The 23,737-nt window shown below is 60.5% G+C and carries 21 protein-coding genes; 17 read left to right on the top strand and 4 right to left on the bottom strand.

All coding sequences use genetic code 11. From position 1 onward, the window contains the following. Positions 1-175 precede the first annotated feature (175 nt). Entirely contained in the window at positions 176-1,099 is a 924-nt protein-coding gene (locus JFT81_RS22165) for an SdiA-regulated domain-containing protein (RefSeq protein ID WP_201229071.1), read from the top strand. Between the two features lie 160 nt (positions 1,100-1,259). Next, entirely contained in the window at positions 1,260-2,177 is a 918-nt protein-coding gene (locus JFT81_RS22160) for an SdiA-regulated domain-containing protein (protein ID WP_201229069.1), read from the top strand. A 145-nt stretch (positions 2,178-2,322) separates the two neighbouring features. Here JFT81_RS22160 and rpiA read toward each other — a convergent pair whose 3' ends face one another. After that, positions 2,323-2,997, bottom strand: coding sequence for a ribose-5-phosphate isomerase RpiA (gene rpiA / locus JFT81_RS22155; protein ID WP_100846912.1), 675 nt, complete (start codon positions 2,995-2,997; stop codon positions 2,323-2,325). A 312-nt stretch (positions 2,998-3,309) separates the two neighbouring features. Here rpiA and ilvA point away from each other — a divergent pair, with 312 nt between their 5' ends. Then, positions 3,310-4,824: a threonine ammonia-lyase, biosynthetic gene (gene ilvA / locus JFT81_RS22150; RefSeq protein WP_201229068.1), complete on the top strand. Its 1,515-nt coding sequence runs from the start codon at positions 3,310-3,312 to the stop codon at positions 4,822-4,824. A 39-nt stretch (positions 4,825-4,863) separates the two neighbouring features. Beyond that, a complete protein-coding gene (locus JFT81_RS22145; protein WP_201229067.1) occupies positions 4,864-5,289 on the top strand; it encodes a DUF2269 domain-containing protein in 426 nt (141 codons plus the stop codon). A 96-nt stretch (positions 5,290-5,385) separates the two neighbouring features. On the opposite strand, the gene JFT81_RS22140 is transcribed toward JFT81_RS22145, so the two are convergent. After that, positions 5,386-6,042 carry an HAD family hydrolase gene (locus tag JFT81_RS22140; protein ID WP_201229066.1) on the bottom strand — a complete coding sequence of 219 codons (657 nt, stop codon included), beginning with the start codon at positions 6,040-6,042 and terminating at the stop codon, positions 5,386-5,388. Between the two features lie 143 nt (positions 6,043-6,185). On the opposite strand from JFT81_RS22140, the gene JFT81_RS22135 reads away from it, so the two are divergent. Together JFT81_RS22135 and ptsP are read left to right on the top strand one after the other, a co-directional pair. Next, entirely contained in the window at positions 6,186-6,665 is a 480-nt protein-coding gene (locus tag JFT81_RS22135) for an RNA pyrophosphohydrolase (protein ID WP_003229203.1), read from the top strand. A gap of 22 nt (positions 6,666-6,687) precedes the next feature. Then, positions 6,688-8,967 (top strand): phosphoenolpyruvate--protein phosphotransferase, encoded by a 2,280-nt coding sequence (gene ptsP / locus JFT81_RS22130; RefSeq protein WP_201229065.1) that lies wholly within the window; start codon positions 6,688-6,690, stop codon positions 8,965-8,967. Between the two features lie 314 nt (positions 8,968-9,281). Here the strand turns inward: ptsP and JFT81_RS22125 are convergent, their stop codons facing one another. Continuing rightward, positions 9,282-10,028, bottom strand: coding sequence for an NRDE family protein (locus JFT81_RS22125; RefSeq protein WP_201229064.1), 747 nt, complete (start codon positions 10,026-10,028; stop codon positions 9,282-9,284). Between the two features lie 129 nt (positions 10,029-10,157). Between JFT81_RS22125 and JFT81_RS22120 the strand changes: the two genes are divergently transcribed. The 4 genes from JFT81_RS22120 (at position 10,158) to JFT81_RS22105 (ending at position 13,905) form a co-directional block, all read left to right on the top strand. Continuing rightward, positions 10,158-10,940, top strand: a complete 783-nt coding sequence (locus JFT81_RS22120) for a sulfite exporter TauE/SafE family protein (RefSeq protein ID WP_201229062.1) — start codon at positions 10,158-10,160, stop codon at positions 10,938-10,940. Between the two features lie 79 nt (positions 10,941-11,019). Continuing rightward, positions 11,020-11,835, top strand: a complete 816-nt coding sequence (lgt, locus tag JFT81_RS22115) for a prolipoprotein diacylglyceryl transferase (protein ID WP_201229059.1) — start codon at positions 11,020-11,022, stop codon at positions 11,833-11,835. 50 nt (positions 11,836-11,885) lie between these two features. After that, a complete protein-coding gene (locus JFT81_RS22110; RefSeq protein ID WP_201229056.1) occupies positions 11,886-12,857 on the top strand; it encodes a thymidylate synthase in 972 nt (323 codons plus the stop codon). A 217-nt stretch (positions 12,858-13,074) separates the two neighbouring features. Continuing rightward, positions 13,075-13,905 (top strand): hypothetical protein, encoded by an 831-nt coding sequence (locus tag JFT81_RS22105; RefSeq protein WP_201229053.1) that lies wholly within the window; start codon positions 13,075-13,077, stop codon positions 13,903-13,905. Between the two features lie 118 nt (positions 13,906-14,023). Here the strand turns inward: JFT81_RS22105 and cadR are convergent, their stop codons facing one another. Next, the gene (gene cadR / locus JFT81_RS22100) at positions 14,024-14,473 is read right to left on the bottom strand and encodes a Cd(II)/Pb(II)-responsive transcriptional regulator (protein ID WP_007964189.1); all 450 of its coding nucleotides are present in this window, start codon (positions 14,471-14,473) and stop codon (positions 14,024-14,026) included. An 84-nt stretch (positions 14,474-14,557) separates the two neighbouring features. On the opposite strand from cadR, the gene JFT81_RS22095 reads away from it, so the two are divergent. From JFT81_RS22095 to JFT81_RS22065, 7 genes are all read left to right on the top strand, one after another. Next, positions 14,558-16,867 carry a heavy metal translocating P-type ATPase gene (locus JFT81_RS22095; protein WP_201229051.1) on the top strand — a complete coding sequence of 770 codons (2,310 nt, stop codon included), beginning with the start codon at positions 14,558-14,560 and terminating at the stop codon, positions 16,865-16,867. A gap of 16 nt (positions 16,868-16,883) precedes the next feature. Next, the gene (locus tag JFT81_RS22090; protein ID WP_201229049.1) at positions 16,884-17,747 is read left to right on the top strand and encodes a LysR family transcriptional regulator; all 864 of its coding nucleotides are present in this window, start codon (positions 16,884-16,886) and stop codon (positions 17,745-17,747) included. Positions 17,748-17,981: 234 nt separating this feature from the next. Next, a complete protein-coding gene (locus JFT81_RS22085; protein ID WP_201229046.1) occupies positions 17,982-19,058 on the top strand; it encodes a putative 2-aminoethylphosphonate ABC transporter ATP-binding protein in 1,077 nt (358 codons plus the stop codon). After that, positions 19,058-20,782, top strand: coding sequence for a putative 2-aminoethylphosphonate ABC transporter permease subunit (locus JFT81_RS22080; RefSeq protein ID WP_201229044.1), 1,725 nt, complete (start codon positions 19,058-19,060; stop codon positions 20,780-20,782). Before JFT81_RS22085 ends, JFT81_RS22080 begins: the two co-directional genes overlap by 1 nt. A gap of 36 nt (positions 20,783-20,818) precedes the next feature. Continuing rightward, the gene (locus JFT81_RS22075) at positions 20,819-21,844 is read left to right on the top strand and encodes a putative 2-aminoethylphosphonate ABC transporter substrate-binding protein (RefSeq protein WP_201229042.1); all 1,026 of its coding nucleotides are present in this window, start codon (positions 20,819-20,821) and stop codon (positions 21,842-21,844) included. Between the two features lie 143 nt (positions 21,845-21,987). After that, positions 21,988-23,121 carry a TIGR03364 family FAD-dependent oxidoreductase gene (locus JFT81_RS22070; RefSeq protein WP_201229040.1) on the top strand — a complete coding sequence of 378 codons (1,134 nt, stop codon included), beginning with the start codon at positions 21,988-21,990 and terminating at the stop codon, positions 23,119-23,121. Continuing rightward, complete coding sequence (locus tag JFT81_RS22065) at positions 23,121-23,681, top strand: phosphonate degradation HD-domain oxygenase (protein ID WP_201229037.1); 561 nt, start codon at positions 23,121-23,123, stop codon at positions 23,679-23,681. Before JFT81_RS22070 ends, JFT81_RS22065 begins: the two co-directional genes overlap by 1 nt. Positions 23,682-23,737: the final 56 nt, after the last annotated feature.

Raw genomic sequence — 23,737 nt, 5'->3', positions numbered from 1 at the left:
CCACAGAAGTAAGTCTCGGCATTCATCGATGTGATCGCTTCTGCAAAGGTGCAGGGTAATCCCGCCATTTGCCGTTTTTTTCACATTCTGTCTGGATAATTTCCGCAATTCTGGCGTCTGAGCCGGCCTCTTTGTGCTATTACCCATAGCCTGAATTTTCGGAACGCGTCCCTCGATGTCATCTCAAACTCAGCTCAAAACCACCCGTCGCTCGCGTTTCTTCATGCGCTGGTACCTCTGGTTGTTGTTGGCGGTCGCTGCCGTTTATGGCTTGGCGTTCGCCATGCATTGGGATGATCGGGCATTGCTTTGGGTGCATGAGCGCTTTGAAAGCCAGGCCGAGCAGAAAGAAAGCATCTGGCTGCCGGATTACCGCGCGGTGATTGACGCGAAACTGCTGCCGGGCATGGAAAAAGACGAAGCCTCCGACCTTTCCTACAACCCGCAGACCAAAACCCTGTTCTCGGTGATGGGCAAGAACCCGTTCCTGGTCGAGCTGACCTTGCAGGGTGATGTGCTGCGCAAGATGCCGTTGGTGGGTTGGGTCAATCCGGAAGGGCTGACCGTGATGGAAAACGGTCTGATGGCGATTGTCGATGAGCGCGAGCATATTCTGACCATCGTCAAGGTCGATGCCGATACCCGCCAATTGAACATCGCTGATTTCCCGAAATACGATCTCGGCCCTTCGGCCAATCAGAACAAGGCCTTTGAGGCGATCACTTGGGATCCGCGCAATCAGCAACTACTGCTGGGCGAGGAGCGGCCGCCGGCGCTGTTCACCTGGAAAAGCGATGGCAGCCAGGTCTTGAAGGGTGAAAAGCAGAAACTCGTCAGCGACGAACTGGATATCCGCAATCTCTCGGCGCTGGCAATCGACCCGCGCACCGGCCACACGTTGGTGTTGTCCGCTGATTCGCATTTGTTGCTGGAATTGGACGAGAAGGGCGAACAAGTCAGCTTCATGACCCTGCTGAGCGGTTTCAACGGCCTGAAAAAGACCATCCCCCGCGCCGAAGGCGTGACCATGGACGAGGCGGGCACGCTGTACATGGTCAGCGAGCCGAACCTGTTCTACCGCTTCGAAAAAAACAAATAACGCCCTAAGCGAACCCATGTAGGAGCTGCCGCAGGTTCGGGCCGCGCTCGGACCTGCGGCAGCTCCTACATGGGTTGTGGTTTGAGGCAAGTGGCCATTAAGCTTCAGTTCAGACAGGCGTGATATTTCATCCGCCTGTTTTGATTCCGAGCCCGCCCGAATGCGTCGACTTGCCCGTCCCAAACCTCTGGTTGTCCTCCTCTCAGTGATTGCCCTGATCGCGTTGATTGCGATCGGCCAATACATGCGCCTGTTCGAACGTGCCTGGTTCAACCTGCATGCGCTGTGGCAACCGCAGAGCAGCGAATCCATTGGGCTGGATAAATATCGCGTGGCAATCGAGGCACGGGTCATCGACGGTCTGGACGACGATGTTTCAGCGCTGACCTTCGATCCGGTGCGCAAAAGCCTGTTCACTGTGACCAACAAGAATGCCGAGCTGGTCGAGCTGTCGCTGGAGGGCAAGATCCTGCGGCGTATTGCGCTGATCGGTTTCGGCGACCCTGAGGCGGTGGAGTTCATCAGCGCTGACACCTACGTGATCACCGACGAGCGCCAGCAGCGATTGATCAAGATTCATCTGGAAGCAGACACGACCTTTCTCGATGCGGCCGACGCCGAGCAGATGACCCTCGGTGTGCACATGAGCGGTAACAAGGGTTTCGAGGGCTTGGCTTACGATTCCGTGGGCAAGCGCTTGTTTGTGGCGAAAGAGCGCGATCCGATGCTGATTTACGAGGTGCACGGTTTTCCACACTTCAACCCGGAAAAGTCCTATGCCGTGCATGTGATCAACGATCCCAAGCGCGATGCCGGGATGTTTGTCAGGGATTTATCCAGCCTGCAATACGACGAGCGCAGCGGCCATTTGCTGGCGCTGTCGGATGAGTCGCGGTTGATTCTGGAGCTGGATGTCGACGGGCGCCCGTTGAGCACGATGTCGATCAGCGGCGGCCGTCAGGGTTTGCAGAAAACCGTGCCGCAAGCGGAAGGGATTGCGATGGATGACGACGGCACGTTGTACCTGGTGAGCGAGCCGAACCTGTTCTACGTCTTCAAAAAACCTGCCCCGAATTAACCAACACCACAAAACATTGTGGGAGCTGGCTTGCCAGCGATGGCGGTCTGTCAGTCAACATTGTTGTTGAATCTGACGGCCTCATCGCTGGCAAGCCAGCTCCCACAGTTTTATTCGTCTGCCCATAAAGTGTGGGCTGTCTCGCTTATTCAGCCTTCAGGGTTTTCACGCCTTCGCTGGTACCCAGCAACAACAAGTCCGCCGGACGCGCCGCGAACAAGCCGTTGGTGACCACGCCGACGATTGCATTGATCTGCGCTTCCAGTTCGACCGGGTTGGTGATCTGCATATTGAACACGTCGAGGATGATGTTGCCGTTGTCGGTCAGCACGCCTTCGCGGTAGACCGGGTCGCCGCCCAGTTTCACCAGTTCGCGAGCGACGTGGCTGCGAGCCATCGGGATCACTTCGACCGGCAGCGGGAACTCACCAAGCACCGGCACCAGTTTGCTGGCGTCGGCGATGCAGATGAAAGTCTTGGCCACGGCCGCGACGATCTTCTCGCGGGTCAGCGCAGCGCCGCCGCCCTTGATCAGGTTCAGGTGCGCGTCGCTTTCATCGGCGCCATCGACGTAGAACTCGAGGTCGCTGACGGTGTTCAGCTCGTACACCGGAATCCCGTGGCCCTTGAGGCGCGCGGCGGTGGCTTCCGAGCTGGCGACCGCGCCATCGAACGCGCCCTTGTGCTGGGCCAGGGCGTCGATGAAGCAGTTGGCGGTGGAGCCGGTGCCGACCCCGACGATGCTCTTGTCGTCGAGTTTAGGAAGGATGAAGTCGACGGCGGCCTGAGCCACTGCCTGTTTGAGTTGATCCTGGGTCATGCGGGCTCCGGAAGCGGGCAAGGGGAGAACGGAAAGGCCGGCATTATATCCCCATGCCCGGCGAAAACTCCTGTGGCGAGGGGATTTATCCCCGTTCGGCGGCGCAGCCGTCGTAAAACCAGAGAACGCGGTATTCGCGAAAGAGTGGCGGGGAGCGCTTCGCACTCCAACGGGGATAAATCCCTTCGCCATAATGGTGCTCGCTCAAGAATGGATTTCCAGACCGTAAAACCACCTGTTTAGTGTGGTCGCCCGGGCAAAAGCCGGGTTAGACTCCTTGGCCCTGCCCAACCCGCTCAGTGATGCTTTCCGATGCTCGAACAGTACGTCAAAAAGATCCTCACCTCGCGCGTTTATGACGTTGCCGTAGAAACCCCGCTGCAGAACGCTCGCCAGCTCTCCGAGCGGCTGGGCAATGACATTTGGCTCAAGCGCGAAGACTTGCAGCCGGTGTTCTCGTTCAAGATTCGCGGCGCCTACAACAAACTCACTCAACTGACTGACGAAGAGCGCGCCCGTGGCGTGGTCACTGCGTCGGCGGGCAACCATGCGCAGGGTCTGGCCCTGGCGGCGAAAGTGCTGGGCGTGAAAGCCACCATCGTCATGCCCAAAACCACTCCCGAGATCAAAGTCGAAGGCGTGCGTTCGCGCGGCGGCAAAGTGGTGCTGCACGGCGACTCGTTCCCGGAAGCTTTGGCCTACTCGCTGAAACTGGTTGATGAAAAAGGCTACGTCTACATTCACCCGTACGATGATCCGCACACCATTGCCGGGCAGGGCACCGTGGCAATGGAGATTCTGCGTCAGCACCCGCAGCCACTGGACGCGATTTTCGTCCCGGTTGGTGGCGGCGGCCTGATCGCCGGCATCGCCGCGTACGTGAAATACCTGCGTCCGGACATCAAAGTCATCGGCGTTGAGCCGGACGACTCCAACTGCCTGCAAGTCGCGATGGCGGCGGGCGAGCGCGTGGTGCTGCCGACAGTGGGCATCTTCGCTGACGGCGTGGCGGTGGCGCAGATTGGCCAGCACACCTTCGATATCTGCAAAGATTATGTCGATGAAGTGATCACCGTCAGCACTGACGAGATCTGCGCGGCGATCAAGGATATCTACGACGATACCCGCTCGATCACCGAACCTGCTGGTGCCTTGGGCGTTGCCGGGATCAAGAAGTACGTCGAACTGCGCGGCGTTAGCGGCCAGACGTTCGTCGCCATCGACTCCGGCGCCAACGTCAATTTCGATCGCTTGCGTCACGTTGCCGAGCGCGCCGAGCTGGGTGAAGGCCGCGAAGCGATCATCGCCGTGACCATTCCCGAGAAGGCCGGCAGCTTCAAGGCTTTCTGTGAAGCCATCGGCAAACGCCAGATCACCGAATTCAACTACCGCTACAACACCGGCAGCGAAGCGCACATCTTCGTCGGCGTGCAGACCCACCCGGAGAACGACCCGCGCAGTGCATTGCTGGCGAGCCTCACCGAGCAGGGTTTCCCGGTGCTTGATCTGACCGACAACGAACTGGCCAAGCTGCACATTCGCCACATGGTCGGTGGGCATGCCGCGCATGTCATCGATGAAGTGGTATTTCGCTTCGAGTTCCCGGAACGTCCGGGTGCGCTGTTCAACTTCCTTAACAAGCTCGGTGGGCGCTGGAACATCTCGATGTTCCACTACCGCAACCACGGTGCGGCGGATGGCCGTGTGGTCGCGGGCCTGCAGGTACCGCATGACGAGCGTCATCTGGTGCCGGCGGCGCTGGAAGAAATCGGCTACCCGTATTGGGATGAGAGTGAGAACCCGGCCTATCAGCTGTTTTTGGGCTGAGCGGCTACGCTGATGGGCAGGCCTTAAGGAAATCGAACAATGGAAACGTTAACTGCCCTGAAAACCGCGCACATGGTTGCGACCGTGGTGTTGCTGGCCGGTGCGCTGGGTTTGGGGATCTGGGTTTTGCTGGCAAAACGCAAAGGTGATGCGACGGCGGGCAGCCGCACGTTGCAACGGCCACGGGTGTTTGTCTGGCTGCTGATGGGCCTGGCGCTGCTGAGCATGCCGTTTACCGGCTGGTGGATGGTGCATCTGGTCGGCTGGCCGCTGGGGCAGACGTGGATTCTGGCGTCGAGCGTGCTGTACACCGTGGCGGCGTTGGCGTGGTTCTGGTTGCTGGTACGTTTGAATCGATTGCGCAAGGCGCCGGGCGGCGTCGGCAGGTTCAGTTTTGCCTTGGCGTTGTTCAGCTTCGTCTGTTTTGTCGCGATTGCCGGGTTGATGGGGGCCAAGCCTGTTTAAGGCTTGGGACCGAGTCGACCCAATCGCGGGCAAGCCTTGCTCCTACAAGGGCGGGGTTGATCCCTGTAGGAGCAAGGCTTGCCCGCGAAGGCGTAATCAGCCGCGCAGCGAAATGACTGGCCATCCACGCTTCTCGGCCTCGGCGCGCAGATTCGGATCCGGATCGACAGCGACGGGATTCGTCACTTGCTCAAGCAGCGGCAAGTCATTCATCGAATCGCTATAGAAATAGCTGTCATCCAACGAATACCCGGTCTCTTCCAGCCAACGGTTCAGGCGCGTTACCTTGCCTTCCCGGAAGCACGGAACATCGGTGCTGCGCCCGGTGTAACGGCCATCGGCCATTTCACATTCAGTGGCGATCAAGGTTTCAACGCCCAGACGCACCGCAATCGGTGCGGTAACGAAGCGGTTGGTCGCGGTGATGATCACCAGTTTGTCGCCAGCGTCGCGGTGCTTTTTCAGCAGTTCCAGTGCCTGCGGCAGCATGATCGGTTCGATGCAGTCGCGCATGTAATCGCTGTGCCATTGATCGAGCACGGCCATTTCGGTGCGGCCGAGGATTTCCAGGCAGAAGTTCAGGTACGCGGCGTTATCCAGTTTGCCGGCCAGGTAATCCTGATAGAACTCGTCGTTACGCGCTTTGTACGCGATCGGGTCGAGGAAACCGCGTTCACACAGATAGTCGCCCCAGGCGTGATCGCTGTCGCCGCCCAGAAGGGTGTTGTCCAAATCGAATAGAGCCAGGCGCATTGCAGTTACCCGCTGATAAGTCTGTAAAAAGGCGACAAGAATACGGTCTTTTCACAAGAGTGCACATAAGGTAGGAAGCTTCGTTGCCGCCTTATCAACCTTTGTGGAACAATGCGGCGACATGCGTTTGCGAGGTTGTTGCCGTGATCGACCCCGATGGTTTCCGCCCCAATGTCGGGATCATTCTGACGAATGACGCCGGCCAGGTGCTATGGGCTCGCCGTATCAATCAAGATGCCTGGCAGTTTCCGCAAGGGGGAATCAACCCTGAGGAGACGCCGGAAGACGCCTTGTACCGCGAGCTGAACGAAGAAGTTGGCCTGGAACGTGAAGATGTTGAAATACTGGCCTGTACTCGGGGCTGGTTGCGCTATCGTTTGCCGCAACGTCTGGTGCGTACCCACAGCCAACCGCTGTGCATCGGCCAGAAACAGAAATGGTTTCTCCTGCGCCTGATCTCCAACGAGCAGCGGGTGCGGATGGATTTGACCGGTAAACCGGAGTTCGATGGCTGGCGCTGGGTCAGCTATTGGTATCCGTTGGGCCAGGTGGTGACATTCAAGCGCGAGGTGTATCGCCGCGCCCTCAAAGAGCTTGCCCCGCGCCTTTTAGCGCGCGACTGACGACGGAGTTCGACCCCGAGCCATGCTCAATACGCTGCGCAAGATCGTCCAGGAAGTTAACTCCGCCAAGGATCTCAAGGCGGCGTTGGGGATTATTGTGTTGCGCGTCAAAGAGGCCATGGGCAGCCAGGTCTGCTCGGTCTACCTGCTTGATCCCGAGACCAACCGCTTCGTCCTGATGGCCACCGAGGGCTTGAACAAGCGCTCGATCGGCAAGGTCAGCATGGCACCCAACGAAGGTCTGGTGGGTCTGGTCGGCACGCGTGAAGAACCCCTGAACCTCGAAAACGCTGCGGATCACCCGCGCTACCGCTACTTCGCCGAAACGGGTGAAGAGCGTTATGCCTCGTTCCTCGGTGCCCCGATCATTCACCACCGCCGCGTTGTTGGCGTGTTGGTCATCCAGCAAAAAGAACGCCGCCAGTTCGATGAAGGTGAAGAAGCCTTCCTCGTGACCATGAGCGCGCAGCTCGCCGGCGTAATCGCCCACGCCGAGGCCACCGGTTCGATCCGTGGTCTGGGCCGTCAGGGCAAAGGTATTCAGGAAGCCAAGTTCGTCGGCGTACCGGGTTCGCCGGGGGCGGCGGTTGGTACCGCTGTGGTCATGCTGCCGCCGGCCGATCTCGACGTGGTGCCGGACAAGACCATCACCGACATCGACGCTGAGCTGGCGCTGTTCAAGACCGCCATCGAAGGCGTGCGCGCCGACATGCGCGCCTTGTCGGCCAAGCTCGCGACCCAGCTGCGCCCGGAAGAGCGTGCGTTGTTCGATGTGTACCTGATGATGCTCGACGATGCCTCGCTGGGCAGCGAAATCACCACGGTGATCAAGACCGGCCAGTGGGCTCAGGGCGCCCTGCGTCAGGTGGTCACCGAGCACGTCAACCGTTTCGAACTGATGGACGACGCCTACCTGCGTGAGCGCGCCTCGGACGTCAAAGACCTTGGTCGCCGTCTGCTCGCCTACTTGCAGGAAGAGCGCCAGCAGAACCTGGTCTACCCGGAAAAAACCATTCTGGTCAGCGAAGAACTGACGCCGGCCATGCTCGGCGAGGTGCCGGAAGGCACGCTGGTCGGTCTGGTCTCGGTACTCGGTTCGGGTAACTCGCACGTGGCGATCCTGGCGCGGGCCATGGGCATTCCGACGGTGATGGGTCTGGTCGACCTGCCGTACGCCAAGGTCGACGGTATCGAAATGATCGTCGACGGCACACGCGGCGAGGTCTACACCAACCCGAGCGAAGTGCTGCGCAAGCAGTTCGCCGAAGTCGTCGAAGAAGAGAAACAACTGGCGCTGGGCCTCGACACCCTGCGCGACCTGCCGTGCGTGACCCTCGATGGCCACCGCATGCCGCTGTGGGTCAACACCGGGTTGCTGGCCGACGTGGCGCGGGCGCAGAAGCGTGGCGCCGAAGGTGTCGGCCTGTACCGCACCGAAGTGCCGTTCATGATCAACCAGCGCTTCCCGAGCGAGAAGGAACAACTGGCGATCTACCGCGAGCAGCTCGCCGCGTTCCACCCGCAACCGGTAACCATGCGCAGTCTGGATATCGGCGGTGACAAGTCGCTGTCGTACTTCCCGATCAAGGAAGACAACCCGTTCCTCGGCTGGCGCGGCATTCGCGTGACGCTGGATCACCCGGAAATCTTCCTGGTGCAGACCCGCGCGATGCTCAAGGCCAGCGAAGGCCTGAACAACCTGCGGATTCTGCTGCCGATGATCTCCGGCACTCACGAACTCGAAGAAGCCTTGCACCTGATCCACCGGGCGTGGGGCGAAGTGCGCGACGAAGGCACTGACGTGCCGATGCCGCCGATCGGCGTGATGATCGAGATCCCGGCAGCGGTCTACCAGACCAAGGAACTGGCGCGGATGGTCGACTTCCTCTCGGTCGGCTCCAACGATTTGACCCAATACCTGCTGGCGGTCGACCGCAACAACCCACGGGTGGCCGACCTCTATGATTATCTGCACCCCGCCGTGCTGCAAGCCCTGCAAACCGTGGTTCGCGATGCTCATGCCGAAGGCAAACCGGTGAGTATCTGCGGCGAAATGGCCGGTGATCCGTCGGCAGCGGTGCTGTTGATGGCAATGGGTTTTGACAGCCTGTCGATGAACGCCACCAACTTGCCGAAGGTGAAGTGGATGTTGCGGCAGGTCAATCTGAGTAAGGCCAAGGAGTTGCTGGCGGAGTTGATGACCATCGATAACCCGCAAGTTATCCACAGCTCGCTGCAATTGGCGCTGAAGAACCTCGGGTTGTCGAAGATCAATCCGCCGGCGGTCGTCAAAGCCCTCTGAAGATCAAAAGCTCCTCACCCTAACCCTCTCCCAAAGGGAGAGGGGACTGATTGGGGGATGCTGTAGAGTTACGCCGACCTGAAAGTGCTTTGCTGAATCCATAATGGACCCGCACCGACCTGAAAGTGCTGTGCCGAATCCATAATCGACCTACACCAACTTGAAGGTGCTGTGTTGTAGCCATAATCCACTCACAGCGACTGAAGATGCGGCTGAATCCATAATCAACTCGGTCTTTCAGGTCGATGCATGGCGTCAGACACCTCGGTCGGCCCCCTCTCCCTCCGGGAGAGGGCTGGGGTGAGGGTCAGCTTTTAAGCTTCTAACTCTACCTCGCCCAAATGCCCGCCATACGGCCCAAAACTCCGCTCCACCATCCGCCGCGTGCCGTCCGCCTGGACGATCAACGCGGTACTCGCCCGCGTGCCATAACTCTGGCTGGCAATAAACACACTCGACAGCAGTGATTCCGTCGCCAGTCCGACCCCGGTGTCCGGCAACTCGGCAAACGGCGCTGTCTGCGCATCGCTCAACAACGCCAGCAACCGCGCAGGCTGCGGATCATCGAGCACTGCGCGCAACGCCGCTCTGGCCTTGAGCAGCTTCGGCCACGGCGTGTCCAATCCCGCGTTGGATAACCCATACACTCCCGGCTCAAGCATCACCGGCTCCGACATCCGCGCATTGAAGTGCCACATTTCATGGCTATTGCCGAGCAGCAGGTTGAATCCGGCGTATTCCGGTGCGCGGGCGACCACGTCGCTCAAATAATCATCAATCGACAGATTGCCGGCGAGGAACCGCGCCACCAGTTCACCCCGCGACTTGCGCGCTGGCGGCTGGTGCGGGTCGCGAATATTGGTCAGTGCGGCGAAGCGGCCGTTGGCACCGATCCCCAGCCATGTACCGCCCGCCTCAAGGTCGCGGCCGGCGTGCACATCCGGCGCTTCCGGCCATTGCGCCAGCGGCAGGCTGGGGCGTGCGTAGAACTCGTCACGGTTGGCCGCGACGATCAGCGGCTGGGCATGGCCCGGGCGCCAGGCAAAAACGATCAGGCACATAAGGTTGTCCTTGTGTGTTTTTTGCCCACTCTACGCATCCGGCGCCCGTGCATCCATCGCCAGTGGAGCAGAAGGCCGCGCATCCGTTACCATGCCGCTCCGGTTTTGGGATGCGTCTGGGAGAAGGACATGGAATTTCTGCTCTATCTGGCGCTCGGCGCCTGTGCTGGCGTGTTGGCCGGGCTGTTCGGTGTCGGTGGTGGGATCATCATCGTTCCGGTGCTGGTGTTCAGTTTCACCTTGCAGGGCTTTGATCAGTCGATTCTCACGCATCTGGCGGTCGGTACGTCGCTGGCGACGATCATCTTCACCTCGGTCAACGCCGTGCGTGAACATCATCGTCGCGGCGCGGTGCGCTGGCCGATTTTCATGTGGATGACCGTCGGTATTCTGCTCGGTGCCGGTTTTGGTGCGCTGACCGCTGAAGCGATTTCCGGGCCCAATCTGCAAAAAGTCATCGGTGTGTTCGCCCTGGTGATCGCTGTGCAACTGGCGCTGGAGGTAAAACCCAAGGCCAGCCGAACGGTGCCGGGTAAACTCGGTCTGACCGTGGCCGGCAGTGTGATTGGCTGGGCCTCGGCGATTTTCGGCATTGGTGGCGGCTCGTTGACCGTGCCGTTTCTGACCTGGCGCAGCGTGCCGATGCAGCAAGCCGTGGCGACGTCGTCGGCCTGTGGCCTGCCGATCGCTTTGGCCAGTGCATTAAGTTTCATGATTCTGGGCTGGCACGATCCATTGTTGCCGCCGCATAGTTTCGGTTTTGTCTATTTGCCGGCGTTGTTGGGCATCGCCCTGACCAGCATGGTGTTCGCCCGTCTCGGCGCGCGCCTGGCGCACAAGTTGTCGCCGCGCTTGCTGAAAAGGCTGTTCGCCGCTTTGCTGTTCTGCGTGGGTGTGAGCTTTCTGCTTTAGCCGCGCCGCAATCCTGGCTTAATCCTGAGGTGGCAGCGTCGCCCGGGAATTTTGGTTTCAACTCTAACGAGGAGTCGCAATGCTGCCTTACCCGCAGATCGACCCGGTGGCCTTGTCCATCGGTCCGCTGAAAATCCATTGGTACGGCCTGATGTACCTGATCGGCATCGGCGGTGCGTGGCTGCTGGCGTCGCGCCGGCTCAACCGCTTCGACCCGACCTGGAGCAAGGAGAAACTCTCCGATCTGATCTTCTGGCTGTCGATGGGCGTGATCGTCGGCGGACGTCTGGGCTACGTGCTGTTCTACGATCTGAGCGCCTACCTCGCCAACCCGACGCTGATTTTCGAAGTGTGGAAGGGCGGCATGTCGTTCCACGGCGGCTTTATCGGCGTAATGCTGGCTGCATTGTGGTTCGGCAAGCGCAACGGCAAGTCGTTCTTCCAGTTGATGGACTTCGTCGCACCGATGGTGCCGATCGGCCTGGGTGCCGGGCGCATCGGTAACTTCATCAACGCCGAATTGTGGGGCAAGGCGACCGACGTGCCATGGGCCATGGTCTTCCCGCCATTCAGCGATCCGGCGCAACTGCCGCGTCACCCGTCGCAGCTGTATCAGTTCGCGCTCGAAGGCGTGGCGCTGTTCCTGATCCTGTGGATTTTCTCGCGCAAGCCGCGTCCGACCATGGCCGTTTCCGGCATGTTCGCGCTGTTCTACGGCATCTTCCGTTTCATCGTCGAGTTCGTCCGCGTGCCGGATGCGCAACTCGGCTACTTGGCGTGGAACTGGCTGACCATGGGCCAGGTGCTCTGTGTGCCGATGATCATCGGCGGGCTGTTCCTGATCTGGCTGGCCTATCGTCGCGCGCCGGCAGCACCGCTCGCTCCGACGGCTTAAACTACGAACCCCGCCGCGCGACGGCGGGGCTCAAAGGACACAGGTAACTCATGAAGCAATATCTCGAACTGGTCTCGCACGTCATTCAGAACGGCAGCAAACAGGCCAACCGCACCGGCATCAACACCATCAGCTTTCCGGGCGCGATGCTGCGTTTCGATCTGCAGGAAGGTTTTCCGGCGATCACCACGCGCAAAATGGCCTTCAAATCGGCCATCGGCGAGATGTGCGGGTTTCTCCGTGGCGTCAACAACGCCGCTGAATTCCGCGCGCTGGGCTGCAAGGTCTGGGACCAGAACGCCAACGAAAACGCCCAGTGGCTGGCCAATCCGTTCCGCCAGGGTGACGACGACCTCGGCGAAATCTACGGTGTGCAATGGCGCAAATGGCCGGCGTACAAGCAGATCCCGCTGAGCAACACGGCGGCCATCGAGCAAACCTTGAACAATGGCTACAAGCAGATCGCTCAAGGCGAACAAGACGGCCAGGCTTACGTGGTGCTGTACAAAGCCATCGATCAGGTGCGTCAGTGCGTTGACACGATCATCAACGATCCGGGTAGCCGCCGCATTCTGTTCCACGGCTGGAACGTCGCACAGCTGGACGAAATGGCCCTGCCGCCGTGCCATCTGCTGTATCAATTCCACCCGAATGTCGAGACCAAAGAGATTTCTCTGACCCTCTACATCCGCTCCAACGACCTGGGTCTGGGCACACCGTTCAACCTCACCGAAGGCGCCGCGCTGCTGAGCCTGATCGGTCGCCTGACCGGTTACACGCCGCGCTGGTTCACCTATTTCATCGGTGATGCACACGTCTACGAGAACCATTTGGACATGCTCAACGAACAGCTCAAGCGCGAGCCGTTCGCCATGCCGAAACTGAAAATCTCCGACCGCGTACCGGAATTTGCCAAGACCGGCGTGTACCAGCCGGAATGGCTGGAACTGGTCGAACCGAGCGACTTCTCGCTGGAAGGTTACGAGCACCATGCGCCAATGACCGCGCCAATGGCGGTCTAAAGACTTGCCATTAAACTTGTGGGAGCTGGCTTGCCAGCGATGACGGCGGCACATTCAACATTGATGTGTCTGAAAAACCGCTATCGCTGGCAAGCCAGCTCCCACATTGGTTTTGTGGAAATATTCAGGTTTTGTGTGTGTCCACTGTCATTTCTGACAGTAGCCGACGTGCCTCGTCCCGTGCTTAGCTGATGGCCTCCACAGTGAGGTAATGGTCATGGCAGACGTAGGTGGTTTTTTCGATGGCGGTAATACAGGCTCAGGCATCTCGACAGAGACGGCACTGACAGCGAAAGCAACGGCATTACAGCCGCCACTGATCGCCTATTTCCACTCAAAGCCAAACCACTATTTAGCGTTCGGTACGACCGAGCCGGAAGGCGCTGTCATTCCTCTGGAAATCATTGGGCCGGGCTCGCCGTTTATCAATTCGACATACGCCCTGCTGGATCCGTCCTCGCCGCAAATCCTCATCGGCGACAAGCTTCGCGTCGAGTGGCTGCCATTGGACGGTTCGCCATCGTTCCAATCTGCGGATGTTGTGGTGGACAGCAAAGATTACTGGATCCCGATTGCCATCCCTGACAGCGCGCTCAAGCGCTTGGTAGGCCTTGATGTCGAGGTGACTTTCTTTCACCTTCCACAAGCCGGTGGTGCAAAACCTTCCCCAGCGCAGAAAGTCTTCGTCGCACCAGAACTGGGCCGCAAGTCTGTGCTTGAGGTAGAAGGCGTGGTGAATGGCGTGCTGGAAGCTGCGACGTATCCTGATGGAGTTACCGTAAGCCTGCGGCCGATTGAAAACCTGCGCGCCTGTTACGGCATCGAAGTTCTCTGGACGCAAGCGCCGGATCATTGGGTCGAGCGTCAGCGCAGGTTGGCTGTAAACCCAAAGCAGACGATGGCGTTTCACATTGCCCCTGAGGTTTATCAGGCGCATGTCGGGCGCAGGGTGACGGTGCAATACGTGATTTATCTGGGCGCGCGCCTCAGTGCGAATTTTTACTGGGACCCGGGCGCCGTCACGGAAGTGAGTTTCGACGTGATCTGAACACCGAACCCGTAGGAGCAAAGCTTGCTCGCGAAAGCGCTCTGTCCGACACATTGATGTTGAATGTGTTGACGTCTTCGCGAGCAAGCTCGGCTCCTACAGGGATTTTGTGGTGTTCCTAGTGGCCGTGGCTGCGGCCTACGTGGGAGTGTTCGACTTCGGTGGCGACGACTCCGCCGCTGACTTCCAGCCGCTGCAAAATTCCGCATTGATCGGCCCCGGGCCCTTCGCCACAGCGTTGGCGCAGGTCGAGCAACTGTGTCTGCAACGCCAGTAACCCGTCAATCCGCGCCTTCACGTGCTGGATGTGCTCGTCGATCAGCGTGTTCACGCTTGCACACTGATCCTGTGGGCTGTCACGCATGGCCAGCAGGCTGCGAATTTCTTCGAGGGTCATGTCGAGGGTGCGGCAGTTGCGGATGAAGGTCAGGCGCTCGGCATGGGCCTGGGTGTAGACGCGGTAGTTGCCGTCGCTGCGGGCTGGCTCCGGCAGCAGGTTTTCGCGCTCGTAGTAGCGGATGGTTTCCACGGCGCAATCGGTCAGTTTGGCCAGTTCTCCGATCTTCATGACGGCAATCTCCAAAAGGGTGCTTGACCCTATAGTGGCTACAGGGTCTTTACTTGGCAACAGGCACCTTCATGGACGCGACCAATGAGCGATTCCCAGCACACCCACAAGCCCGGCGACGGGCACGATCACAGTCATAAATTGCAGCCTGTGCATAAGCATTCCCATGGCGGCGATTCCTGCTGCGGGTCGAAAGTTGCAGCACCGGCACCGGTACATGCGCACGAAGATTCCTGCTGCTCGTCGGAAGCCGCCGCGCCTGCGTTGGTGCAACTAAGCGAGAAAACCAGCGCCGATGCGCGGTTGAGCAATTTCCGCATCGAGGCGATGGACTGCCCGACCGAGCAGACGCTGATCCAGAACAAACTCGGCAAACTCGCCGGCGTTGAACAACTGGAATTCAACCTGATCAATCGCGTCCTCGGCGTAACCCACACGCTGCCGGGCACGGAGCCCATCACCGAGGCGATCAAATCCTTGGGCATGCACGCCGAGCCGCTGGAGGCGGGCGTCGACGCGCCAGCACCTGCGCCTGTGAAAAAACACTGGTGGCCGCTGGCACTGTCCGGCATCGGTGCGCTTGCTGCCGAAGTCATCCACTTCACCAACGCCGCGCCAACCTGGGTGGTGGCGATCATCGCGCTGGTGTCGATCCTCAGCGGTGGCCTGACCACTTATAAAAAGGGCTGGATCGCCCTGAAGAACCGCAACCTCAACATCAACGCGCTGATGAGTATTGCCGTGACCGGTGCAATCCTCATCGGTCAGTGGCCAGAAGCGGCGATGGTGATGTTTCTGTTCACCGTCGCCGAATTGATCGAAGCGCGTTCGCTGGACCGTGCGCGTAACGCCATCGGCGGCCTGATGCAGATGACGCCCGAGCAGGCCACCGTGCAGCAGGCTGATGGAAGTTGGCTCGAACAGGACGTGAAAATCGTCCAGTTGGGCGCGCGCGTTCGGGTCAAACCCGGCGAACGTATTGCGCTCGACGGCGAAGTGGTCAGCGGCAGTTCGACCATCGATCAGGCGCCGATCACTGGCGAGAGTCTGCCGGTAGAAAAAACCGTCGGCGACAAAGTCTTCGCGGGCACCATCAACCAGGCCGGTTCGCTGGAATACGCGGTCACCGCTGCGGCGAACAACTCGACCCTGGCGCGCATCATTCACGCCGTCGAGCAGGCTCAAGGTGCGCGGGCACCGACCCAGCGCTTCGTCGATCAGTTCTCGAAAATCTACACGCCCGTGGTGTTTGTGTTTGCCTTGGCCGTGGCGATCATCCCGCCGCTGTTCATGGGCGCTGTATGGTTCGACTGGATCTACCGCGCGCTGGTGTTGCTGGTGGTTGCGTGCCCATGTGCGCTGGTGATTTCCACCCCGGTGACCATCGTCAGCGGCCTCGCCGCAGCGGCGCGCAAAGGCATTCTGGTCAAGGGCGGCGTGTACCTGGAGGGCGGTTTCAAGCTCGATTATCTGGCGCTGGATAAAACCGGGACGATCACCCACGGCAAACCGGTGCAGACCGACTACCTGTCCCTCGACCCGACCGCTGAAGCGACGGCCCCGGCGATTGCCGCAGCGCTGGCCGGGCGTTCCGATCACCCGGTGTCGCTGGCCATCGCCAACGCCGCTGTGGATAAAAACTTCGCAGCGCTGATTGTGGATAACTTCGAAGCGCTGGGCGGGCGCGGTGTGAAAGGTGACATCAACGGCCAGACCTATCATTTGGGCAACCATCGGCTGGTCGAAGAATTGGGTCTGTGCTCGCCACAACTCGAAGAAAAGCTGTTTGCGCTGGAAAAGCAGGGCAAATCCGTGGTGTTGCTGCTCGACAAGTCCGGCCCACTAGCGCTGTTCGCTGTGGCCGACACCGTCAAGGAGACCAGCCGTGAAGCGATCCGTCAGCTGCATGCACTGGGCGTAAAAACCCTGATGCTCACTGGCGACAACGTCCACACCGCGCAAGCGATTGCGGCGCAGGTCGGTATTGATCAGGCCAAGGGCGACTTACTGCCGACTGACAAACTTCAGGCCATTGAAGAACTGTACAAAAAGGGCCATCGGGTCGGCATGGTCGGCGACGGTATCAACGATGCGCCGGCTCTGGCCCGCGCCGAGATCGGTTTTGCCATGGCCGCCGCGGGCACCGACACCGCGATCGAAACCGCCGATGTCGCGCTGATGGACGATGATCTGCGCAAGATCCCGGCTTTCATCAGCCTGTCGCGCAATACCGCCAGTATCCTGAAACAGAACATTGCGTTGGCGCTGGTGATCAAGGCTATCTTTCTTGCGGTAACCTTCGCCGGGCTCGCCACCATGTGGATGGCGGTGTTTGCTGACATGGGCGTGAGCCTGTTGGTGGTGTTCAACGGTTTACGCCTGCTGCGTAAATAGAAGAAGAGGAACGGTTGTGCTGAGTGCCGAGCTAAAGGCGTTTTACATGGTTGCTCGCCTGGGCAGCATCACGCTGGCGGCGAAAAAGCTCGGCCTCAGCCAACCGACCGTGACCACGCAGATCCGCAATCTGGAAAGTCAGTATTCGGTGGAGTTGTTCTACCGGGGCGGCCGGCGCTTGAGCGTCAGCGACGAAGGCGCGCGATTGCTACCGATGGTCAAGGCGCTGTTGCAGCAGGAGGCCGATATCGAGTTTTTCCTGCGCAACAGCGGCCAGGTGCAGGGCACGTTGCGCATCGCCGCCACCGCGCCGTATTACATCCTTGATCTGGTGAAGACCTTTCGTGAGCGCCTGCCGCAGGTCGAGGTCTCGGTGGAAATCGGCAACTCGCAGCAGGTGCTTGAGGCGTTGGAGGACTACCGGGTGGATGTCGCGGCTTCGTCGCAACTGCTCGAGGATGCGCGGTTGATTCGCCGGGTGTTGGGCACTGATCCGCTGGTGCTGGCGGTGCATCGCAATCATCCGTTGGCGGCGCAGGAGCATGTGGCGCTCAGTGCGTTGGCCGGGCATACGCTGTTGATGCGCGAGTCGGGTTCGACCACGCGGCGGCTGACGGAAGAATTGCTGGCGACTGCCGGAGTGAGTTACGGGCCGTTGTTGGAGATCGGTAGTCGTGAATCGATTCGTGAGGCGGTGTTGCGCAATATCGGCATCAGCATCATTGCCCGCCAGGAAGTGCCGCATGATCCGCAGTTACGCGTGTTGACGATCGAGAATGCACCGCAGATTCCCGAGTATCTGTATTGCCTCAAGGAGCGCAAGAACGCGCGGCTGCCGGCGGCGTTTCTCGGCCTGGCCCAGGAAATGTCTCCGGCCTGAGATCTTCAGTGTGCGAGCTGGCCTCTTCGCGAGCAGGCTCGCTCCCACATTGGATCTGCGCTGTGAACACTATCCTCTGTGGGAGCGAGCCTGCTCGCGAAGGCGCCAGATCAGTCACCCCATCACTTGAACCAAAATCCCCGAATACCACTATCGGCCGTTTTTGCCTCGTTGCCACATGACGGACGCATTGCAACTCTAGGATTGGCCCCATCTGCTTGATGAGGTCTGTCCATGAATCCTACCATCGCAACTGCCCTGACCAACCCCGGTGCGCCGATGAAAGTGCGCGGCGTGCAGAAACGCTTCGGCGCGTTCACCGCACTGGATAACGTCTCCCTCGACGTCGCCGCCGGTGAACTGGTGTGCCTGCTCGGCCCGTCGGGCTGCGGCAAGACCACGCTGCTGCGCTGCATCGCCGGCCTGGAAAAGCAGGACAGCGGCGAGTTGTACCTCGGCGATCGCGACGTCTCGTACCTCGCCCCGCAGGCCCGCGACTACGGGATTTTGTTCCAGTCCTACGCGCTGTTCCCCAATCTCACCGTCGAAGCGAACATTGCCTACGGCCTCGCCGGCAGCGGTCGCGACGAGGTGCGCCGCCGCGTCGGGCAGATGCTCGAACTGGTCGGCCTCACCGGCAGCGAGAAAAAATACCCCGGCCAATTGTCCGGCGGCCAACAGCAACGTGTCGCGCTGGCCCGTGCGCTGGCGCCGGCGCCCTCGCTGTTGTTGCTCGATGAACCGATGTCGGCACTCGACGCCCGCGTCCGCGAGCATCTGTGCACCGAGTTGCGCCAACTGCAGCGCAACCTCGGCATCACCACCCTGATGGTCACGCACAATCAGGACGAGGCCATGCTGATGGCCGACCGCATCGCCGTGATGAACAACGGCCGCGTCGAGCAGTACGCCACCCCGCAGGAAATCTATAACCGCCCGGCCACGCCGTTCGTGGCCGAGTTCGTCGGCCAGGGCAACTGGCTGCCGTTCCAGCGCAGCAGCGACAGTCATGCGCAGGTCGGCGGGATGAGCCTGCGCTTGAGCGACGGCAGCGTCCAGCGTGCTTCGGGCCGTCTGTTCTGCCGTCCGGAAGCGATCAACGTCAATCCTCCGGTGCACGAAGAAAACCTGTTCCCGGCCAAGGTTCGTGAGATCACTTTCCTCGGCAACCGTTGCCGCATGAGCTTCGAACTCGATCAACTGCCGGGCCACGCACTGCTCGCCGAGCTCGCGCCGGAAGCCATGCCACGCCTCGGTGCTCAACAAATCATGGTCGCCTTGCCGCCGCGCAGCTTGCAGGTGTTTGCCTGATGAACAGCAATCTCGCGCTGCCGCTACCGCACAAGCAGGTGCGACAGGCTTCGAAAGCCGAGATCGGCGACCGCATTTTCGTCGTTGGCGGCAAACTCCTGCTGCTGGTATTGCTTGGCGTTGCGGTGCTGTTGCCGTTGCTGGCGATCTTCTGGCGCGGCTTCAGCAGTGAAGCCGGGCAGGGCGGTGGCTGGGTTGCGGCGAAGGAACTGGTGACCAGCGAGAATTTCCACTGGCTGCTCGGCAACAGCCTTAAGGTTTCCCTCAGTGTCGCGGCCATCGTCGTGCCGCTGGCCTATCTGTTTGCCTACGCGCTGCAACGCACAATGATTCCGGCCAAGGGCATCTGGCGCGGGATTTCCCTGCTGCCGTTGATGGCGCCGTCGATGCTGCCGGGTATTGCGCTGGTCTATCTGTTCGGCAACCAAGGCATGTTGCGCGGGCTGCTCTCGGACAATATCTACGGCTTCTGGGGGATTGTGCTGGGCGAGGTGATTTACACCTTCCCGCATGCGTTGATGATTTTGCTGTCGGCGTTGTCGCTGGCGGACGCACGCCTTTTCGATGCCGCGTCGAGCATGGGCGCCAGTCCGGCCAAGGCCTTTCGCAGCATCACCTGGCCGGCGACGCGCCAGGCGGTGTTCGCCGCGTTCTGTCTGGTGTTCACCCTGACCATCACCGATTTCGGTGTGCCGGTGGTGGTCGGTGGCGACTATCAAGTGTTGGCGCTGGAAGCCTACAAAGCCGTAGTCGGTCAGCAGCAGTTCGGTCGTGGCGCGTTGATCGGCATGGTGCTGTTGCTGCCGGCGCTGTTCAGCTTTGGCGTCGATGCCTGGCTGCGTCGCCGTCATGGTGATTCCATGAGCGGTCGTGCCCAGGTGTTCAAACCGGCGCCGTCGAAGCTGCGCGATGGCTGCTATCTGGCGATTGTCTTGTTGATCAGCGCCGCGTTGATTCTGGTGTTCGGTATGGCGGTGTTTTCGTCGCTGGTGAAGTTCTGGCCGTACAACCTGTCGCTGTCGCTCAACCATTACCAGTTCAACGAAACCGCCGGCGGTGGCTGGCTGGCCTACAGCAACAGTTTGAAGATGGCCTTGGGCACAGCGCTGATCGGTAGCGTGCTGATCTTCACCGGTGCTTACCTGATGGAGAAAACCCGCGGCCAGCGCGGCCTGAACCTGGCGTTGCGCATGCTCAGTTTTGTGCCGATGGCGGTGCCGGGGCTGGTGCTCGGTCTGGGTTACGTCTTCTTCTTCAACCTCAGCGGCAACCCGTTGCACGTGCTCTACGGGACGATGACGCTGCTGATCGTCTGCACCATTGCGCACTATCTGACCACCGCACAAATGACCGCGACCACTGCGCTGCGCCAACTCGATGCCGAGTTCGAAGCCGCTGCGCTGTCGCTGAAGGCGCCGCTGTATCGGCACTACCTGCGCGTCACCGTGCCGATCTGTCTGCCGGCGCTGCTCGACATCGTGCGCTACCTGTTCGTCTCGGCGATGACCACGGTTTCCGCTGCGATCTTCCTCTACAGCCCCGACACCATCCTCGCGTCGGTCGCGGTGCTGAACATGGATGACGCCGGCAACGTCGGCGGCGCGGCGGCGATGTCGACTCTGATTCTGTTCACCTCGGCGGGCGTGTCCCTGCTGCTGGCGTGGGCTTCGCGCGGCTTGCTGCGCCGTTCTCAAGCCTGGCGGCAAACCGCGCCCGGTCACTGATTTAAACCCCGTTCAACTCATTACAGGAAAACGATCATGTTCAAGCCTATGGCTCTGGCCGCTGCTGTGCTCGCTACTTTCAGCCTGAATGCCTTTGCGGCAAAAACCGAGTTGACGGTGTACACCGCCCTCGAAGCCGAGCAACTGACCGCTTATAAAGCCGCGTTCGAAAAGGCCAACCCGGACGTCGAGATCAAATGGGTACGTGATTCCACCGGGATCATCACCGCCAAACTGCTCGCCGAAAAGGCCCGTCCACAGGCTGACGCGGTGTGGGGCCTGGCGGCTTCCAGCCTGGCGATCCTCGATCAGCAAGGCATGCTGCAAAGCTACGCGCCGAAGGATCTCGGCAAGATCGGCGCGAACTACCGCGACGCCGCAAATCCGCCAGCGTGGGTCGGCATGGACGTCTGGGCCGCGACCATTTGCTTCAACACCGTCGAAGCCGAGAAGCAGGGTTTGAGCAAGCCAGTGAGCTGGCAGGACCTGACCAAGCCTGAGTACAAAGGCAAGATCGTCATGCCCAACCCGGCGTCGTCCGGCACCGGTTTCCTCGACGTCAGCGCCTGGTTGCAAACCTTCGGCGAGAAGCAGGGTTGGGCGTACATGGACGGTCTGCACCAGAACATCGGTCAGTACGTTCACTCCGGTTCCAAGCCTTGCAAGTTAGCGGCGGCGGGCGAGTTTCCGATCGGGATTTCCTTTGAGTACCCAGCGGTGCAGTTGAAGCGTCAGGGCGCGCCGCTGGACATTATCCTGCCGAAGGAAGGTCTGGGCTGGGAGATCGAAGCGACGGCGGTGATCAAGGGCACGCCGCATGAAGACGCGGCGAAGAAACTGGCTGACTTCTCGGCGAGTGCCGAGGCGATGGATCTGTACAAGGAGAACTTCGCCGTGCTCGCGCAGCCGGGTATTGCCAAGCCGCAAACCGAACTGCCGGCGGATTACGAGCAGCGTCTGATCAAGAACGACTTTGCCTGGGCCTCGAAAAATCGCGACGAAATCCTCAACGAGTGGCGCAAGCGCTATGACGGCAAGTCGGAAAAAGTCGTCGCCAAGTAACATTTTTATCGACTGACAGGGCCTCATCGCTGGCAAGCCAGCTCCCACAGGGTTTTGCGGTGAACACAGATTTTGTGAACACCTCGATACCTGTGGGAGCTGGCTTGCCAGCGATAGCGGTCTCTCATTCAGAGCACCTCCAAATGACCCAATACAAAGACCTGCTCATCGTAGGTGCCGGCATCCTCGGCCTGTCCCACGCCTACGCCGCCGCCAAACGCGGCCTCAAGGTCACTGTTTTCGAACGCACCGCCACGCCCCTCGGCGCCTCGGTGCGCAACTTCGGCCAGGCGCTGGTCACCGGCCAGCCTCCGGGCCAAATGCTCGAACTGGCCAAGGCCAGCCGCGACATCTGGGGCGACTGGGCGCAACTCGCCGGGCTGAAAATCAAACGCAACGGCTCGTATCTGTTCGCCCGCACCGAAGCCGAAGAACATCTGCTCGAAGCCTTCTGCGCCGGGCGCGCCGTCGAGCACGGTTACAACGTTGACCTGCTGCGCGGCGCGGCACTGCGCGACGTGTACAACGGCCAGTTCAGCCATCACCGCGCCGCACTTCACGGCGCCGACGATCAACAGTTGTATTCGCGCGAAGCGATGCCGGCGTTGATCGACTACCTGCGTCGCGACCTCGGCGTCGAGTTCCACTTCTCCACGCTGGTACGCGACGTCGAGCCGGGGCACCTGCAAAGCACCGCCGGCAGCTTCACCGCCAAGCAGATCATCGTCTGCTCCGGCCACGACTATCAGACCTTGCTGGCCGAGCCGATTGCCGCGCTCGATCCGCAGATCTGCCGTTTGCAAATGCTCCGCGCCAAACCGCAAGTCGAGCTGAATCTGCAACACGCCTTGCTCACCGGCCTGAGTTGCGTGCACTACGGCGCCTTCGCCGATCTGCCGGAAGCCGCAGCGGTGCAGGCGCAGATTCTCCGAGAACAACCGCACCTGCATGAAAACGGCATTCACCTGCTGATCAGTCCGACGCCTTACGGCGAGTTGATCATCGGCGACTCGCACCATTACGGCAGCGACCCATCGCCATTCAACGCCGAGCAAGTCGACGACTGGATGATCGAGCTGGCCGAACAGACGCTGGGCTGCGAGGTGCAAGTGGTCGAGCGTTGGCAGGGCGTCTATGGTTCCCGGGGGCCGGGGCCGTTTTCGTTCCTGCGCCCGGCACCGGGGTTGAGTGTGGCGCTGATGCACACTGGCGTCGGCATGAGCGTCGGCCCGGCGATGGCCGAGCGCAACGTGGCGCATTTGCTGGAGGAAATCTGATGGCCGATCACCAACACATCGTGGCGCGGGTATTCGGGCTGTATGAACGCTTCGGCACCCGTGATTACATCGGCGAGCCGGTGTCGCAGATCGAGCACATGTCTCAGGCAGCCGAGCTGGCGATGGCCGAAGGTTTTGATGACGAAGTGGTGCTGGCGGCGTTCTTTCATGACATCGGCCACTTGTGTGCCGAAGGCGCGGAAAACATGGGCGGCTATGGCGTGGTCAGCCATGAACGCCTCGGCGCGGATTACTTGCGTGAAGCCGGATTCAGCGAGCGCCTGGCGCGGCTGGTGGAATATCACGTTGAGGCCAAGCGGTATCTGACGTTGCGCGAGCCGGGCTATTTCGAGCGGTTGAGTGAGGCGAGTCGCAGGACGCTGGAATATCAGGGCGGGGTGATGACTGAGGCCGAGGCGGATGCGTTTGAGCGCGATCCGTTGTGTGCCGTCAGTTTGCGGATGCGCCAGTGGGATGAGTTGGCCAAGGAGATGGCGGTGCCGGTGATGGATCTTGGGGTTTTGAAGCGTAAGGCTGTGACATTGTTGTCCGCCTCGTGATTGTCACCCTCACCCCAGCCCTCTCCCGGAGGGAGAGGGGGCCGACGGACTGATCT

Source organism: Pseudomonas sp. TH43, from assembly GCF_016650635.1.
In the GTDB taxonomy this organism is placed as follows: domain Bacteria; phylum Pseudomonadota; class Gammaproteobacteria; order Pseudomonadales; family Pseudomonadaceae; genus Aquipseudomonas.
The sequence above is the reverse complement of the archived record's forward strand: the minus strand, read 5'-3'. Positions and strand labels throughout refer to the sequence as shown.

Coding starts and splice junctions, on each gene's coding strand:
- JFT81_RS22165 (WP_201229071.1), top strand. CDS start 176: ATGTCATCTCAAACTCAGCTCAAAACCACCCGTCGCTCGCGTTTCTTC.
- JFT81_RS22160 (WP_201229069.1), top strand. CDS start 1,260: ATGCGTCGACTTGCCCGTCCCAAACCTCTGGTTGTCCTCCTCTCAGTG.
- rpiA (WP_100846912.1), bottom strand. CDS start 2,997: ATGACCCAGGATCAACTCAAACAGGCAGTGGCTCAGGCCGCCGTCGAC.
- ilvA (WP_201229068.1), top strand. CDS start 3,310: ATGCTCGAACAGTACGTCAAAAAGATCCTCACCTCGCGCGTTTATGAC.
- JFT81_RS22145 (WP_201229067.1), top strand. CDS start 4,864: ATGGAAACGTTAACTGCCCTGAAAACCGCGCACATGGTTGCGACCGTG.
- JFT81_RS22140 (WP_201229066.1), bottom strand. CDS start 6,042: ATGCGCCTGGCTCTATTCGATTTGGACAACACCCTTCTGGGCGGCGAC.
- ptsP (WP_201229065.1), top strand. CDS start 6,688: ATGCTCAATACGCTGCGCAAGATCGTCCAGGAAGTTAACTCCGCCAAG.
- JFT81_RS22125 (WP_201229064.1), bottom strand. CDS start 10,028: ATGTGCCTGATCGTTTTTGCCTGGCGCCCGGGCCATGCCCAGCCGCTG.
- JFT81_RS22120 (WP_201229062.1), top strand. CDS start 10,158: ATGGAATTTCTGCTCTATCTGGCGCTCGGCGCCTGTGCTGGCGTGTTG.
- lgt (WP_201229059.1), top strand. CDS start 11,020: ATGCTGCCTTACCCGCAGATCGACCCGGTGGCCTTGTCCATCGGTCCG.
- JFT81_RS22110 (WP_201229056.1), top strand. CDS start 11,886: ATGAAGCAATATCTCGAACTGGTCTCGCACGTCATTCAGAACGGCAGC.
- JFT81_RS22105 (WP_201229053.1), top strand. CDS start 13,075: ATGGCAGACGTAGGTGGTTTTTTCGATGGCGGTAATACAGGCTCAGGC.
- cadR (WP_007964189.1), bottom strand. CDS start 14,473: ATGAAGATCGGAGAACTGGCCAAACTGACCGATTGCGCCGTGGAAACC.
- JFT81_RS22095 (WP_201229051.1), top strand. CDS start 14,558: ATGAGCGATTCCCAGCACACCCACAAGCCCGGCGACGGGCACGATCAC.
- JFT81_RS22085 (WP_201229046.1), top strand. CDS start 17,982: ATGAATCCTACCATCGCAACTGCCCTGACCAACCCCGGTGCGCCGATG.
- JFT81_RS22080 (WP_201229044.1), top strand. CDS start 19,058: ATGAACAGCAATCTCGCGCTGCCGCTACCGCACAAGCAGGTGCGACAG.
- JFT81_RS22075 (WP_201229042.1), top strand. CDS start 20,819: ATGTTCAAGCCTATGGCTCTGGCCGCTGCTGTGCTCGCTACTTTCAGC.
- JFT81_RS22070 (WP_201229040.1), top strand. CDS start 21,988: ATGACCCAATACAAAGACCTGCTCATCGTAGGTGCCGGCATCCTCGGC.
- JFT81_RS22065 (WP_201229037.1), top strand. CDS start 23,121: ATGGCCGATCACCAACACATCGTGGCGCGGGTATTCGGGCTGTATGAA.